The organism is Gilliamella sp. wkB308, assembly GCF_001690185.1.
Taxonomy (GTDB): Bacteria; Pseudomonadota; Gammaproteobacteria; order Enterobacterales; family Orbaceae; genus Gilliamella; species Gilliamella apicola_I.
Window position 1 is genome coordinate 174,961 of record NZ_LZGN01000037.1, and the last position, 15,313, is coordinate 190,273.

At 36.9% G+C, this 15,313-nt stretch carries 14 protein-coding genes and 2 pseudogenes; all 16 read left to right on the forward strand.

Going from position 1 to position 15,313, the window contains the following annotated elements:
- Positions 1 to 103 precede the first annotated feature (103 nt).
- A complete protein-coding gene (locus A9G10_RS07205) occupies positions 104 to 1,240 on the forward strand; it encodes an amidohydrolase (protein ID WP_065558868.1) in 1,137 nt (378 codons plus the stop codon).
- A 12-nt stretch (positions 1,241 to 1,252) separates the two neighbouring features.
- Positions 1,253 to 2,296 carry a methionine ABC transporter ATP-binding protein gene (locus tag A9G10_RS07210; protein WP_065558869.1) on the forward strand — a complete coding sequence of 348 codons (1,044 nt, stop codon included), beginning with the start codon at positions 1,253 to 1,255 and terminating at the stop codon, positions 2,294 to 2,296.
- Entirely contained in the window at positions 2,297 to 2,995 is a 699-nt protein-coding gene (locus A9G10_RS07215) for a methionine ABC transporter permease (RefSeq protein ID WP_065558870.1), read from the forward strand.
- A gap of 264 nt (positions 2,996 to 3,259) precedes the next feature.
- Positions 3,260 to 4,072 (forward strand): phospholipid ABC transporter ATP-binding protein MlaF, encoded by an 813-nt coding sequence (gene mlaF / locus A9G10_RS07220; protein WP_143425978.1) that lies wholly within the window; start codon positions 3,260 to 3,262, stop codon positions 4,070 to 4,072.
- A gap of 3 nt (positions 4,073 to 4,075) precedes the next feature.
- Positions 4,076 to 4,855 carry a lipid asymmetry maintenance ABC transporter permease subunit MlaE gene (mlaE, locus tag A9G10_RS07225; protein WP_065558871.1) on the forward strand — a complete coding sequence of 260 codons (780 nt, stop codon included), beginning with the start codon at positions 4,076 to 4,078 and terminating at the stop codon, positions 4,853 to 4,855.
- Positions 4,856 to 4,866: 11 nt separating this feature from the next.
- Positions 4,867 to 5,451, forward strand: coding sequence for an outer membrane lipid asymmetry maintenance protein MlaD (mlaD, locus tag A9G10_RS07230; RefSeq protein ID WP_065558872.1), 585 nt, complete (start codon positions 4,867 to 4,869; stop codon positions 5,449 to 5,451).
- A 12-nt stretch (positions 5,452 to 5,463) separates the two neighbouring features.
- Positions 5,464 to 6,108 (forward strand): phospholipid-binding protein MlaC, encoded by a 645-nt coding sequence (gene mlaC, locus A9G10_RS07235; RefSeq protein ID WP_065558873.1) that lies wholly within the window; start codon positions 5,464 to 5,466, stop codon positions 6,106 to 6,108.
- 6 nt (positions 6,109 to 6,114) lie between these two features.
- Positions 6,115 to 6,387 (forward strand): STAS domain-containing protein, encoded by a 273-nt coding sequence (locus A9G10_RS07240; protein ID WP_065558874.1) that lies wholly within the window; start codon positions 6,115 to 6,117, stop codon positions 6,385 to 6,387.
- A gap of 86 nt (positions 6,388 to 6,473) precedes the next feature.
- Positions 6,474 to 6,731: a BolA family protein gene (locus A9G10_RS07245; protein WP_065558875.1), complete on the forward strand. Its 258-nt coding sequence runs from the start codon at positions 6,474 to 6,476 to the stop codon at positions 6,729 to 6,731.
- A gap of 89 nt (positions 6,732 to 6,820) precedes the next feature.
- Entirely contained in the window at positions 6,821 to 8,848 is a 2,028-nt protein-coding gene (prlC, locus tag A9G10_RS07250) for an oligopeptidase A (protein ID WP_065558876.1), read from the forward strand.
- Entirely contained in the window at positions 8,835 to 9,572 is a 738-nt protein-coding gene (locus A9G10_RS07255) for a class I SAM-dependent methyltransferase (RefSeq protein WP_065558877.1), read from the forward strand. Before prlC ends, A9G10_RS07255 begins: the two co-directional genes overlap by 14 nt.
- Before the next feature lie 13 nt (positions 9,573 to 9,585).
- Positions 9,586 to 10,275, forward strand: a complete 690-nt coding sequence (rsuA, locus tag A9G10_RS07260; protein ID WP_065558878.1) for a 16S rRNA pseudouridine(516) synthase RsuA — start codon at positions 9,586 to 9,588, stop codon at positions 10,273 to 10,275.
- Positions 10,276 to 10,401: 126 nt separating this feature from the next.
- On the forward strand, positions 10,402 to 11,643 hold the full coding sequence (locus A9G10_RS07265; RefSeq protein WP_065558879.1) for a Bcr/CflA family multidrug efflux MFS transporter: 1,242 nt from the start codon (positions 10,402 to 10,404) through the stop codon (positions 11,641 to 11,643).
- 2 nt (positions 11,644 to 11,645) lie between these two features.
- Entirely contained in the window at positions 11,646 to 12,167 is a 522-nt protein-coding gene (locus A9G10_RS07270; RefSeq protein WP_065558880.1) for a gamma carbonic anhydrase family protein, read from the forward strand.
- A 102-nt stretch (positions 12,168 to 12,269) separates the two neighbouring features.
- Positions 12,270 to 12,806 (forward strand): annotated as a pseudogene (locus tag A9G10_RS12935) (DNA translocase FtsK 4TM domain-containing protein); the annotation flags it as partial.
- An 891-nt stretch (positions 12,807 to 13,697) separates the two neighbouring features.
- Positions 13,698 to 15,239 (forward strand): annotated as a pseudogene (locus tag A9G10_RS12940) (DNA translocase FtsK); the annotation flags it as partial.
- Positions 15,240 to 15,313 lie beyond the last annotated feature (74 nt).

Here is a 15,313-nt window from a genome sequence, read left to right on the forward strand (position 1 = left end):
ATCTTATAACTTTTTGGAATAAGATATAAAAAACGATTATTAGGTTGAAAAATTAAGCTGTGCTAACGTTAAAAACATCTGATAATCATTTTTTGGAAATATTATGCATCAGCCCATTGCAAAAACTATTCATCAGCTTTTTGTTACATTACATCAAAACCCTGAGCTTTCAAATCAGGAGTTCAATACCACTAAAATATTGAAAACATATTTAGAAAAAGCAAACATTAAAATTTTAGAATTAGGTGCTAAAACGGGTGTCATTGCCGAAATTGGAACTGGTTCCCCTATTCTGGCTTTACGAGCTGATATTGATGCGTTACCCATCCATGAACAAACAAATTGTGATTATCGTTCCCAAAATAAAAATGTTATGCACGCTTGTGGGCATGATGTACATGCCTCAATTTTGATGGGAGCGGCTTATCTTTTAAAAGAACACGAAAAAGATTTAATTGGGACTATTCGTTTACTATTTCAACCTGCGGAAGAAAACTTTAGTGGAGCCCTACAATTTATCAAAATTGGGGCATTAAAAGGGGTCGATGCCATACTCGGTTTACACAACAACCCTAATTTAACCATTAATCAAATGGCATCACGAGCTGGCCCTTTTTCAGCTAATGTCGATCGTATCGAAATTACCATAACCGGTGTTGGAGCACATGCAGCAAGACCTGAATCGGGTATTGATCCTATTGTTATTGGTGCACAAATTGTAAACGCTATACAAACTATTTCAAGTCGTTCCGTAAGTGGTCTTGATGCTGTAATTGTCAGCATTACTAAATTTGAAGGTGGAAATACTTGGAATGTGATACCTGAAAAGGTTGAAATGGAAGGCACGGTAAGGACCCTTACACCGCAAATCAGAGCTAAAGTCAAACAACAGTTAAGGTCTATTATTGAACATATTGCTATTGCAATGGGCGCAAAAGCTGAATTAAAATGGTTCGAAGGCCCTCCTTCAATCATAAATATAGAAAAATGGGTCGAGCTTGCAAAAAATATTGCGAGACAAGAGGGTTATGAAGTCATTGATTTTCAGCCTCAATTAGGCGGTGAAGATTTTGCCCATTATTTACATCATGTACCGGGCGCATTTATTAACCTTGGTTCTCAAAGCCCTTATGCACTTCACCACCCTAAATTTCAAATTAATCCTGACATGATAATACCTGCAGCAAACTATTTAGCTAAACTTGCCAAACAAGCGCTTATCCAAATAGACCAAAGTTAATAGGGACACCAAATGATTAGATTTGAAAATGTATCCAAGCAATATGAGCGAAACGGCATCACCACTCAAGCCTTAGATAAGATTAACTTAACCATTGATAAAGGCGATATTTTTGGCATCATTGGTTATAGTGGTGCAGGCAAAAGCACCTTAGTTCGTTTAATTAATTACCTTGAAAAACCGACACAAGGTCAAGTGATCGTACAAGATCAAATTTTAAATCAACTTTCCGGTTCTGAGTTACGCCAAGTTAGGCGAAAGATCGGCATGATATTTCAGCACTTTAATTTACTTGAATCAAAAACCGTTTATGAAAATATTGCTATTCCTTTAATTCTAATCAAAAAAGATAAATATACAATTAAACAAAAAGTAAAAGAATTATTAGAATTTGTAGGATTAAGTGATAAAGCAGATAGTTATCCTAAAGAGCTGTCTGGCGGACAAAAACAGCGAATCGGCATAGCAAGAGCGTTAGCTAACGATCCGGATATTTTACTTTGTGATGAGGCGACTTCGGCACTTGATCCTCAAACTACACGAGCAATCTTAGATTTAATCAAAAAAATCAATGAAAAATATAAAATAACGGTAGTTTTAATCACGCACGAAATGCATGTTATTGAACAAATTTGTCATAAGGTAGCCGTAATGGAAAAAGGTAAAATTATTGAACAAGGTAACGTGCTTGATGTATTTGGACACCCACAACACCAAACAACTCGAAACTTTGTTAATTCAGTCATTAGCAATCAAATTCCAAAGGGTGTCGTTGAAAATTTGTTAGAAGTAGAAGGTAAAAAAGACAATATTAAACTATTTAAACTTGAATTTTTAGGACGTTCAGCCTCAGAACCCGTTATCAATTCGCTTATTTTAAAACAAATTGTTGTGGTTAACATTTTATTTGCCCATATGTCAGAAATTGAAAAAACAGTTTTAGGCAGTATGTTTATTCAGTTAAAAGGTAACGATAGCAATATCCAAGAAGCTGTACAATTCCTTCGAAAACATGGCGTACAAGTTACTGAAATAAATCACTGGGAGGAAAACTAAATGCAATTTTTGACCAATACTCTTGAATATTTCAAAGCTAATTTTTCAACCACCGTGACAGTTGAACAATTTATCCAAGCAAGTTATGAAACATTTTATATGGTGTTTTTTGCTTTAATATTGGGCTCCGTAATTGGTATTTCACTCGGTGTTTGTTTAGTGACAACTCGCCCAGGAGGATTGCTTGAAAATAACCGAATATACCGAATCATGAATCCTATTATTAATTTAGTTCGTTCGCTACCTTTTATTATTTTATTAGTGGCAATTGTCCCTTTTACAAAATTTATTGTGGGTAGCTCGATTGGTACAACAGCAGCTATCGTGCCTTTAACATTTTATGTCGCCCCTTACATTGCCCGTTTGGTTGAAAACTCTTTGCTTGAAGTAAACAGTGGCATTATTGAAGCCGCTGAATCAATGGGGGCATCACCAATCCAAATCATTTGGTACTTTATTTTACCTGAAGCATTTAGTTCATTGATTTTGACCCTAACCACCGCCACTATCGGCTTAATTGGAGCGACAGCAATGGCAGGTGCTGTTGGCGCAGGTGGCATTGGTGACTTAGCCATTTCATATGGTTATCAGCGTTTTGATACCACAGTTACCTATATTTGCGTGGTCATTTTAGTTATTGTGATTCAGTTGGTACAAAGCACAGGTAATTTTTTAGCTCGCAAAGCAAGGCATGAGTAAATCAGAATATGTGTTTATTATTTGAATCGATTAGAAAAACAGCTTAATACCAGACTAAAAAAATGTCTTAACTCGCTAAAACCTCAATTGGTTTTTTTTGACTATTACAAATCAAGATTCAGTGATTTTTAATTAAAAAATGCTTTTTATCTTAAGCATTACCATAATATAAGGATTGACAATATGTTTTATCGATTTCATTATTCGCCATTATCAAGTAAAATAACGTTAATTTTAATTAATTAAGGTAGTGTAGGAATCATAGTGACTGACTCATTACAGCAAAATTTGGTTGAAATTCATGATATGTCTTTTTATCGAGGAACAAGACCAATTTATAAAAATATGAGCTTGAATGTCCCAAAAGGCAAAGTGACAGCGATTATGGGGCCTTCAGGTATTGGTAAAACCACGCTACTGCGTCTGATCGGTGGTCAATTAAAACCACAATCAGGAAAAATATTATTCGATGGTGAAGATATTCCAAGTATGTCTCGCTCCCGACTTTATGAAGTTCGAAAACGCATGAGCATGCTATTCCAATCTGGCGCACTATTTACCGATCTTTCTGTTTTCGATAATGTTGCCTATCCGATTCGTGAACACCTTGATTTACCTGAACCTGTATTACATAATTTAGTATTGATGAAACTCCAGTCTGTTGGTCTTCGAGGCGCTGCACGTATGATGCCGTCAGAATTATCCGGAGGTATGGCAAGGCGAGCCGCGCTAGCCAGAGCTATTGCCCTTGACCCTGATTTAATTATGTTTGATGAACCTTTTGCCGGTCAAGACCCAATCTCAATGGGCGTCATTGTTAAATTAATCTCAGAAATCAATCAATCGCTAGGATTAACCTGTATTGTTGTCAGTCATGATGTGAATGAAGTCCTTAGTATTGCTGACTATGCTTACATCGTTGCTGAACAACACATTATTGCAGGCGGAACATCAAAACAATTACGCGAAAATGACGACTTGCGTGTAAAACAATTTCTTGAAGGCTTAGCTGATGGACCAGTCCCTTTTCATTATCCCGCTGATGACTATAAATTAGACCTAAGCCGAGGTATATAACATATGTTTAATCTGCTTGAAAGATTGGGAAAATGGTTAATTAATCTTATCGCTTTAATGGGGCGTTCAGGAATGATGCTTTTTGGAGCACTCATTGGACGTCCACAATTTGCAAAACAATTCCCATTACTGGTCAAACAATTTTATTTTGTTGGCGTACAATCTCTAACAATTATTATTGTATCTGGACTTTTTATAGGTATGGTGCTTGCACTACAAGGTTATTTTATCTTAACCACATTTGGTGCTGAAGCAAGTTTAGGTATGATGGTTGCGCTCGCTTTATTGCGTGAACTAGGCCCTGTTGTTGCCGGATTATTATTTGCTGGACGTGCTGGCTCGGCGTTAACAGCTGAAATTGGTCTAATGAAAGCTACCGAACAACTATCAAGCATGGAAATGATGGCAGTCGATCCATTACGGCGTATCATTGCCCCTCGTTTCTGGGCTGGATTTTTCTCAATGCCGTTTTTAACGGCTATTTTTGTTGCGGTCGGTATTTTAGGTGGTGTACTAGTTGGCGTTGATTGGAAAGGTATAGATGCAGGATTTTTTTGGTCTTCCATTCAAAGTAATGTTGACTGGTGGCATGATTTAGGCAACTGTTTTGTTAAAAGTTTTGCCTTTGCAATTGCCAGTACTTGGATTGCACTTTTTAATGGTTACGATTGCGTGCCAACATCTGAAGGAATTAGTCGAGCAACTACCAATACAGTTGTTTATTCATCATTAGTTATTTTGGGGTTAGATTTTATTTTAACCGCATTAATGTTTAGTCATTGAGGTCATTAAACATGAGTCGTAAAGTCGAAATTACAGTTGGATTATTCATGGTACTAGTCATTTGCTCGGTACTATTTTTATGTTTTCGCGTTACCGATCCTACATCTTTTACTAGCCATAATTCATATCGAGTATACGCCGTATTTGACAATATTGGCGGATTAAAAGTTAGATCACCAATCAAAATTGGTGGAGTGGTAATCGGGCGAATAAGTAATATTAGCTTAACATCATCAGGAAGTGATATTTATAAACCTTATGTAACAATGGATATCGATAGTCAATACAATAAAATTCCAAGCTCCAGCTCGCTATCAATCAAAACCTCAGGCATTTTAGGTGAACAATTTATTGATATCAATTTGGGGTTAGATCAATCAACCGAATTCGCCATTGACGCATTAGATGCCCCTGATGCCACTAATACAACGGCTCAAAAAAATGACAAACCACCTTATTTTCAAGAAGGATTTGTTGTTAGCAATACTAAACCAGCAATGGTGTTAGAAGATTTAATTGGTCAGTTTCTTTATAGTATGGGTGATTCATCAAATAAAGAAAAGAAACAAAATACGCAAGATACAAATGAACAGTAAGGAGTTGTCATTATGTTAACCAAATTTAAGCAAACTATTTTTTTAATTTTCGCTTTAGCAGTTAGTATGTCAGCTTTTGCTGAAAATAATCCTTATGATGAAATGCAAGTGGCCGCTGACAAAATTTTTAGTACCATGAAAGCACAACAATCAGCAATCAAATCAAATCCTAATTTGCTCAAAGATATTGTGAGATCTGACCTATTGCCTTATGTACAAGTCAAATATGCGGGTGCGCTAATTCTAGGCAACGCCTATAAAGATGCGACCGATGCGCAACGTACAGCCTATTTTAATGCTTTTGAAAACTATCTCGTTCAAGCTTTTGCGCAAGCATTATCTATGTATAATGGGCAATCTTACCAAGTTGAAAAAGCGAAAGATTTAACTGGAAAAACATTAATTTCTATTCGAGTATTATTAAATCAACCAGACAAAGGTCAACAACCATTACGTATTGATTTTCAATGGCGAAAGAACTCGGTGACGGGTGAATGGAAAGCTTACGATTTAATTGCCGAAGGGGTAAGTATGATTACTACCAAGCAAAATGAATGGTCAACTATTTTAAGACAAAATGGTATTGATGCATTAACGAAGCAATTAAATGATCTTTCCAATCGTAAAATAGACCCGAATCAAAAACCTAAAGGTTAACTTAACATGTCACGAATCACAACCGAAAAGCAACAAGATATATTATATCTAAAGGGTGAGCTTGATGCTCACTCCTTAAGTGATATATGGTCAATACAAAATACACTATTAAAAGAGGTGAAAAAAATTGATGTGGCACAGCTGATTCGTGTTGACTCTTCGGGACTTGCCACACTTGTCTATTTTTGTAATAAATATAATGTTACTTTAGACAGTGTGAATCCTCAGTTACTTACTTTAATTGCGCTTTATGATTTACAACCAGTGATACTAAAATAAGTTACGCTCATCTTTAATCAAAAGACAAATTAAGATAATATGAATAATATTCAACATAAAATCACAAAAAATAATGAGTTTTAATAATGGACAAACAGCAAATAATAGATAAATTAAAAAGTTCACTTAATCTTGAGGAAGTGCATGTCATGACTAATGATGGTAGTCATTTTCAGGTCATTGCTATTGGTGAATTATTTGCAGATCTAAGCAGAGTTAAAAAGCAACAAGTTATTTATGCTCCTCTCGCAGAATTTATTAATGATAACCGTATTCATGCCTTATCAATTAAAACTTATACTCCAACAGAATGGCAACGTGAGCGGAAATTAATGGGATTATAGCGCCCTCTTCATCAAAACTAAATGAACGGCTATTTCCATAACCTGATGTTCTATAAAACAACTATATCATTGTACAAAGGTATCGCAACATGACAAACCCATTACTAAAAACTACACCACTTCCTTTATTTTCACAAATCAAGCCTGAACATGTTTTACCTGCAATCCAAGAGGCTTTGAAAAATTGTCGTCATACGATTGAAACCGTATTAACTAAAAATAGTCAATATACTTGGGATAATTTAATTCAACCCATTGATGAAATGGACGAAAAATTTAGTCGAGCATGGTCTCCCGTTAGCCATCTTAATTCTGTAAAAAATAGCCCTGAACTGAGAGAAGCTTATGAAGCTTGTTTGCCATTATTATCAGAATACAGCACTTGGGTTGGACAGCATAAACCGCTTTATCAAGCCTATAAACAGATCAAAGAAAGTGAAGAGTATACCAAACTGACTAAAGCGCAAAAAAAGGTGATCGATAATGCATTACGTGACTTTGAGTTATCCGGAATTGGATTACCTGAAGATAAACAAAAGCGCTATGGTGAAATCGTTGCTAAACTTTCGGAACTCTCCTCTAAATATAGTAATAATGTTTTAGATGCGACCATGGGGTGGACAAAATTAATCACAAATTTAGATGATCTTTCAGGCATGCCAGAAAGTGCATTAGCAGCAGCTAAAGAGCAAGCCAAAGCCAAAGGTCAAGAAGGCTGGTTACTTACGCTTGATATCCCGAGTTATTTACCTATTATGACTTACGGTGACAATCGTGATCTACGTTTTGAGCTTTATCAAGCTTATAATACAAGAGCATCAGACCAAGGACCTAACGCCGGTAAATGGGATAATACTGAAATAATAAAACAAATTTTATCATTGCGTGATGAGCTAGCACATTTATTAGGCTTTGAGACTTATGCTGATAAATCCTTAGCAACTAAAATGGCTGAATCTACACAGCAAGTCATCGAATTTCTAACTGATTTAGCAAGTAAGGCAAAACCGCAAGGCGAAAAAGAACTCGCCGATTTAAAACGTTATGCTTACGAATTTTTTGGCGCTAGTGATATTAAACCTTGGGACATAGCTTATTACAGTGAAAAGCAAAAACAATATCTTTATACCATCAATGATGAAGAGTTACGCCCTTATTTTCCAGAGCAAACTGTTATAAATGGTCTATTTGAAGTTGTTTATCGTGTATTTGGCATTACGGCAAAACAACGACAAGGCGTCGAAGTTTGGGATCCTGAAGTTAAATTTTATGACCTCTATAATACCAATGGTGAATTGAAAGGTAGCTTTTACCTTGACTTATATGCTCGTGAACATAAACGAGGTGGCGCATGGATGGATGATTGTATTGGTCGTATGCGTTTTGCTGATGGTCATGTGCAAAAACCAGTTGCTTATTTAACCTGCAATTTTAACCGCCCTATTGGCGATAAACCTGCACTATTTACACATAATGAAGTCACAACGCTATTTCATGAGTTTGGACATGGACTTCATCATATGCTGACTGAAATTGATGTCTCTTCAGTTGCAGGAATTAATGGTGTGCCATGGGATGCAGTTGAATTACCAAGCCAATTTTTAGAAAATTGGTGCTGGGAACCGGAAGCATTAGCGTTTATTTCAGGACATTATGAAACAGGTGAACCTTTACCTGCTGAAATGCTTGAAAAAATGTTAGATGCTAAAAATTATCAAGCAGCACTATTTATTTTACGTCAGTTAGAGTTTGGACTATTTGATTTTAAACTTCACAGTCAAAAAGATCCTGATATTTTAGAAACATTAAAGCAAGTTCGAGAATTAGTCGCTGTGGTGCCAACTGTTGAATGGGGACGATTCCCTCACGCCTTTAGCCATATCTTTGCTGGAGGTTATGCTGCGGGTTATTATAGTTACCTTTGGGCTGAAGTATTATCAGCAGACGCTTTTTCTCGTTTTGAAGAAGAAGGCATTTTTAATACGAAAACAGGAAATGCTTTCCTTGATAATATTTTATCGCAAGGTGGAAGCGATGAACCTATGACACTGTTCAAAAACTTCCGAGGTCGTGAACCCCAACTAGAGGCTTTACTTCGTCATTATGGTATCCACTAGTACTCATTCTGCTCAGCTAAGTCAATTAGCTGAGAAGTGGTTATCCACACATGCAGATCTTCCATTTGTCCTACTTAATCAAAATGATCAGCTAGCGTTACAAAAAACAGATGAGCCTAAATTAGGTGCTATCACGGTTGATTTTACCTCTGGCGCCATGGCGCATCGCCGTCAATTTGGCGGAGGACGCGGTGAAGCGATAGCAAAAGCTGTTGGGGTAAAAGGTGATTACTTACCTACCGTCGTGGACGCAACAGCTGGGCTTGGACGTGATGCATTTGTATTAGCGGCGATAGGTTGTCATGTCACTATGTTTGAAAGGCATCCTGTCGTTGCGGCTTTGTTAAAAGACGGTCTACAACGTGCTTATCAAGATGCCAATATTGGCAATTGGCTCCAGCAGCATTTACATCTTATCTATCATTCGAGTATTACTGGACTTGAGTCCTATTCAGATAAACCAGATGTTGTCTATCTTGACCCGATGTTTCCACATCGTCAAAAAAGTGCGCTAGTCAAAAAAGAAATGCGTATTTTTCAACAATTGGTGGGTAGTGATAGTGATGCTGATAGTCTACTAGAACCGGCAAGGCGCTTAGCTAAAAAACGGGTTGTCGTAAAAAGACCGGATTCTGCACCTTTTCTAGCCAATGAAAAACCAACCGCAGAAATTAAAACCAAAAATCACCGATTCGATATATATACCCCTGTCAGTGCACTATAGGAATGTTAATATTATGCGATTAGATAAATTTCTCGCTCACCATTTAGGCATTAGCCGTACAATTGTCAATAAAGAATTAAAAGCCAAAAAAGTTACTGTCGATGGTGAGATCATAAAATCAGGGGCTTATCAACTTAGTCCGGAACAACTTGTCGAATACGATGGTTATGAAATCACCCCTATCACCCAAAACCGCTACTTTATGTTGAATAAACCTCAAGGCTATGTCTGCTCGACAGATGATCCTGATCATCCAACAATTCTCTATTTTATTGATGAACCTATGTCTGAAAAACTTCATGCAGCAGGACGACTGGATCTGGATACGACTGGACTTGTGTTATTAACCGATGACGGTCAGTGGTCACATCGCATTACGTCACCTAAACACCATTGCGAAAAAGTTTATCAAGTGACGGTTGAACACCCATTAACCGATAATTTAATTGAAATATTTCACAATGGCATTCAGTTAAAAAGTGAAAAAACACTGACAAAACCCGCTAAACTCACAATCATCGATGAATATCATGCGGAATTAACTATTAGCGAAGGACGTTATCATCAAGTTAAACGGATGTTTGCGGCGGTAAACAATCATGTTACTGCATTGCATCGCAAACAAATTGGCAATATTATTCTCGATGTTCCTGAAGGCGAATATCGTCCGCTTACAGAAGATGAGATTGAATCATTTTGTTAATAGCCAATATAAAACCGTCATTAACTGGTGAATTTAATGATCAAGCAAAATTAAACGTGCCATTATTATCAAAAAGTGACAAGTTAATAACTTATGAAAGCAAACAATCCATGAAGGAATCGCTACGTGCAGCCCTATGACAAACCAGTAGAGATCAACATCTCGAAAAAGGCACTTATTTTTATTCTTGGATTATTATCTATGTTAATGCCACTATCCATAGATATGTACTTACCAAGTATGCCAACAATCGCCGAAAATTTTCATGTTTCTGATGCAACTGTGCAACTCACCATTAGTTGTTATTTATTAGGATTTTCATTTGGTCAACTCATATTTGGTCCTTTAACTGATAGCTATGGGCGTCGTTATGTCTTGATTTTTGGATTAATTATTTTCATATTAGCAGCTGTAAGTTGTGGTATTGCTGCCAACATTCATCAATTGATTACAGCTCGGTTTTTTCATGGTATAGCTGCTGCCGCAACAGCTATCGTTGTGAATGCATTAATGAAAGACATTTATCGTGATCGTGATGAGTTTTCTAAAATGATGTCTTTTGTTATGTTAATCTCAAATGTCGCTCCGTTACTTGCGCCGATTATTGGCGGATTTGTATTATATTGGTTTAATTGGCAAGCCAATTTTTTTGCCCTTGGGTTAATTGCATTGTTGTGTTTGGTATTCGTTTTGACGGCTATTCCAGAAACATTAAGTCAATCTAAACGAGATAAATTTAGTTTAACGCGCATTCTCAGTAATTTCATAACGTTATTTCGGCATAGACAAGTATTGACGTATATGATGATCGGCGCATTTTCAGGTGCTGGATTATTCTCATTTCTTAGTTTAGGGCCATTTGTCTATATGAACTTGCACGGTGTCGAATCGATTCATTTTGGTTATTATTTTGCCCTCAATATTACCGTAATGATTATAATGAATACGATTAATAGCCGTTTTGTTCGCCGTGTCGGTTCAATCAAAATGATGCAATTTGGGCTTTTAATTCAATTTATCATGGCTATCGCACTTGCAGTGGTAACAATAACAGATTTAGGCTTTATCTACTTAGTTATCTGTGTAGCAGGTTATATTGGTTGTATATCAACGATTGGTGGAAACAGTATGGCGGTGGTGTTAGATTTCTATTCTCATATTGCAGGCACGGCATCTTCGCTGGCTGGCACACTTCGATTTGCGGTAGCGGGGGCTATTGGTGTAATACTTTCTACGTTAGTCTCTAATCATACGACGGCAACTGTCAATCATAATATGAGTGAATGGTTTATGGTTGGTTCAATGGTAATTTGTAATTTTATTGCAGTCATTTTATTTTTGCGTATAAAATCTTTCAGAAGGAATTAACGATGATCTATCAATTGGGTGATTTAAAACCACAAATTCATCAGCGCTGTTTTATAGCAAATTCGGCGGATATCATTGGTAATGTAGTTTTAGAAGAAGGCGTTTCAATTTGGTTTAATGCCGTTTTACGAGGTGATATCGCACCTATTCACATTGGCAAAAATAGCAATATACAAGATAATTCAACGATACATATTGAAACGAATATTCCGTGTATCGTAGGTGAATACGTCACCGTAGGTCATAACGTTATTCTTCATAGCTGTACTATTGACAATAATGTTCTAATTGGGATGGGCAGTACCATTTTGAATGGTGCTAAAATTGCCAAAAACTGTTTAGTTGGTGCCAATTCCCTTGTTACGCATAGCTTGCCCTATGAAGAAGGTTGCTTAATTCTTGGCTCACCAGCTAAAATCGTACGTAAATTAACGCAAGCAGAAATCGAAGCCAATATTGAAAATGCACGACATTATGTTGAAAATGGCGAAAGATTCAATAAAACGCTCTATCTTGTCGATTAATTGCAGCCCAATAAATTGTGATTTAAACATATTCACTCTGTGAGAGATTGCAATTTATGGTAAAATACCAACCATTTACTGCGATATTTTTAAGGTACATGTTTGAAAAAGCAAAAAATCACAGGAAAACAGATAATAATTGAACTTATTCTATTAGCTTTAATAGGATTATCCGTTTGCTTGTTTTTATCACTATCGACTTATAACTCATCGGATCCGGGTTGGTCACGTACGGCTTGGCATTATCCAGTCAGTAATTTCGGCGGTTTGATTGGTGCGTATGCCTCGGATATTTTGTTCCAATTTCTAGGCTATATTGCATTTAGTTTACCTGTCATTATTGCATTTATTTGTGTACAGTTAGTTGGTTATTTTTATCGACATGCTAACGAACCAATTAATTATTTCAGTGTTTCTTTTCGGATAATTGGTATTTTAGCCTTTGTTTTTAGTAGTACAGGTTTTTTTGCATTAAATATTAGTGATCCAAGCGAATTTGAAGCGGGTGGTTATCTTGGTTCAATCGTCATAGAAAATCTTTTACCTATGATGAATAACTTTGTCCTTTCTTTGATTCTTCTTGCTGTCTGTTTTGCTTGTGTTACTTTGTTAACGGGACTATCTTGGCTTTACATAATTGAAAAACTTGGTGCTTTTGTAATGTTTTTGCTTACGCCAGTAAAATGGTTATTGCTATCCCGTCGTGTCAATCACGTTAATCAAATCGATACTGAACCCAAAAATCAAAAATTATCTCACGACCAAGAACCTCAAATAACATTATCAATCAATTCAAATAGTAGTCAATTAGATACTATGGATGATTTTCAAACAAATATAGGCAGTGAAAATAGTGAGCCGTCATTAGAAACAAGCATTAATACAATATCCGATAGTTCAACAACAACTTTAGTGGCTAACGAAAATGAACAACTCATCAAAACAGCAACAGAGCTACTACAAACATTAGAAACATCCAAACAAACGCAATCATCCAAAAAAACATTGAGCAAAAAGAGTAGCAATGAACTTAATCAGAGTGATATCTTAGCTCGTATGGAATTGATTTTGAAAAACATCAGTGAACAACAAAATCAAGACCAGTTAATTCAAGCTGACGATCAAGACATTCAAGCTAAAAAGCTTGAAATAACAGAGCCTTTTGAAGAAGATAAATACACGATCACCGATGCGCCGAGCAAACCGTTATTTACCTTAACGCATAATGCGCACGAAGCTAATCCTGATAGTCCAATCGTTGCAACACAAGATGAACTAACGAGAGAAATATCATATTTCAAAGAAATAAATACACCTTATACCACAAAAGTTGAAACTCAGCATAATTTTGAGGTTGAAAACCAAGTAACACAACCACCTGAAGATGTCGATATGGACATTCTTAAACAAGAAAACCCAATTATAGATGACATTTATCCAGAAGAGGTAAGGCTTGATGAGCCTCAAGTACACACTTTAACTTTGCGTGATAGTGATAGTGACAGCGAAGAAGAAGAAAATGATGAGGGTGAAAGTTTGATTCACCCATTATTAAGACGTGATGATAAACCATTACCAAAACCAACCACACCGTTGCCGTCATTAAACTTGCTTACTGCACCACCAACAACACGCATTGAAGTGGATCATGCAGCCTTAAATGCGATGGCAGAATTGATCGAAAAAAGCCTTTCTGACTATCGAGTCAAAGCGAAAGTTGTCGATTATATGCCGGGTCCGGTTATTACTCGTTTTGAAATTGAGCTTGCACCGGGTATCAAAGCTGCTCGTATTTCTACGCTAGATCGGGATTTGGCTCGTTCGCTTTCAATGCCATCAGTCCGTGTGGTAGAAGTCATTCCAGGCAAACCTTATGTTGGCATAGAGTTACCGAATAAAAATCGACAAACAGTCTATTTTAGAGAAGTTTTAGACAGCCCACAATTTAGAAATGCCCAATCGCCACTTACGGTAGTGTTAGGTAAAGATATCTCAGGGCAATCTGTGGTTGCCGATTTAGCAAAAATGCCACATTTACTGGTTGCCGGTACCACGGGGTCAGGTAAATCTGTTGGTGTCAATGCCATGATTTTAAGTATTTTATATAAATCATCACCGGAAGATGTTCGATTTATTATGATCGACCCTAAAATGCTTGAGCTGTCAATTTACGAAGGAATCCCTCATCTATTAACACAAGTCGTCACCGATATGAAAGACGCTGCTAACGCCCTTAATTGGTGCGTTAATGAGATGGAAAAGCGTTACCGACTAATGTCAGCTTTAGGTGTACGCAATATCGCTGGTTATAATGAAAAAATTAAACAAGCAGAAGAAATGGGTAGACCGATTCCCGATCCACTTTGGAAACCAACCGATAGTATGGATCTCAATATGCCAACATTGGAAAAATTACCTTATATTGTCGTTATGGTTGATGAGTTTGCCGATCTTATCATGGCGGTGGGTAAAAAAGTCGAAGAATTAATTGCAAGGCTTGCTCAAAAAGCACGGGCTGCCGGTATTCACCTTGTTTTAGCAACCCAGCGCCCATCCGTAGATGTAATTACAGGTTTAATCAAAGCCAACATTCCTACGCGTATCGCTTTTACGGTATCGAGTAAAATAGATTCACGCACTATTTTAGATCAAATGGGGGCTGAATCGTTACTTGGTATGGGAGATATGCTTTATCTTGCACCTAATAGTTCAATTCCAATACGTGTTCATGGTGCGTTTGTCCGTGATGAAGAAGTCCATGCCGTCGTTCAAGATTGGAAAGCGCGTGGTACACCAAAATACATTGAAAATGTCACCGTAGCTACCGATGACGGTGAAAGCGGTAGTTCAGATAGTCTGGACGAAGAACTGGATCCCCTATTCGATCAGGTTGTGGAATTTGTTGTTGAAACTCGCCGAGCTTCAATTTCAAGCGTTCAGCGAAAATTTAGAATTGGTTACAACCGAGCAGCAAGAATTGTGGAGCAAATGGAAGTCGAAGGCATTATCAGTGCGCCAAGCCACAATGGAAATCGTGAAGTACTTGCTACATCATCGCATAATGATTACTAGTTCTCCAATTACCAATCTATTTTTAAATAGATTGGTAATGTGACGGTTTAACTCATGCAATTACATTTTCTAAA

Bases quoted from the DNA above. Each gene is read 5' to 3' on its own strand.
- A9G10_RS07205 (WP_065558868.1), top strand. From the start codon at position 104: ATGCATCAGCCCATTGCAAAAACTATTCATCAGCTTTTTGTTACATTA.
- A9G10_RS07210 (WP_065558869.1), top strand. From the start codon at position 1,253: ATGATTAGATTTGAAAATGTATCCAAGCAATATGAGCGAAACGGCATC.
- A9G10_RS07215 (WP_065558870.1), top strand. From the start codon at position 2,297: ATGCAATTTTTGACCAATACTCTTGAATATTTCAAAGCTAATTTTTCA.
- mlaE (WP_065558871.1), top strand. From the start codon at position 4,076: ATGTTTAATCTGCTTGAAAGATTGGGAAAATGGTTAATTAATCTTATC.
- mlaD (WP_065558872.1), top strand. From the start codon at position 4,867: ATGAGTCGTAAAGTCGAAATTACAGTTGGATTATTCATGGTACTAGTC.
- mlaC (WP_065558873.1), top strand. From the start codon at position 5,464: ATGTTAACCAAATTTAAGCAAACTATTTTTTTAATTTTCGCTTTAGCA.
- A9G10_RS07240 (WP_065558874.1), top strand. From the start codon at position 6,115: ATGTCACGAATCACAACCGAAAAGCAACAAGATATATTATATCTAAAG.
- A9G10_RS07245 (WP_065558875.1), top strand. From the start codon at position 6,474: ATGGACAAACAGCAAATAATAGATAAATTAAAAAGTTCACTTAATCTT.
- prlC (WP_065558876.1), top strand. From the start codon at position 6,821: ATGACAAACCCATTACTAAAAACTACACCACTTCCTTTATTTTCACAA.
- A9G10_RS07255 (WP_065558877.1), top strand. From the start codon at position 8,835: ATGGTATCCACTAGTACTCATTCTGCTCAGCTAAGTCAATTAGCTGAG.
- rsuA (WP_065558878.1), top strand. From the start codon at position 9,586: ATGCGATTAGATAAATTTCTCGCTCACCATTTAGGCATTAGCCGTACA.
- A9G10_RS07270 (WP_065558880.1), top strand. From the start codon at position 11,646: ATGATCTATCAATTGGGTGATTTAAAACCACAAATTCATCAGCGCTGT.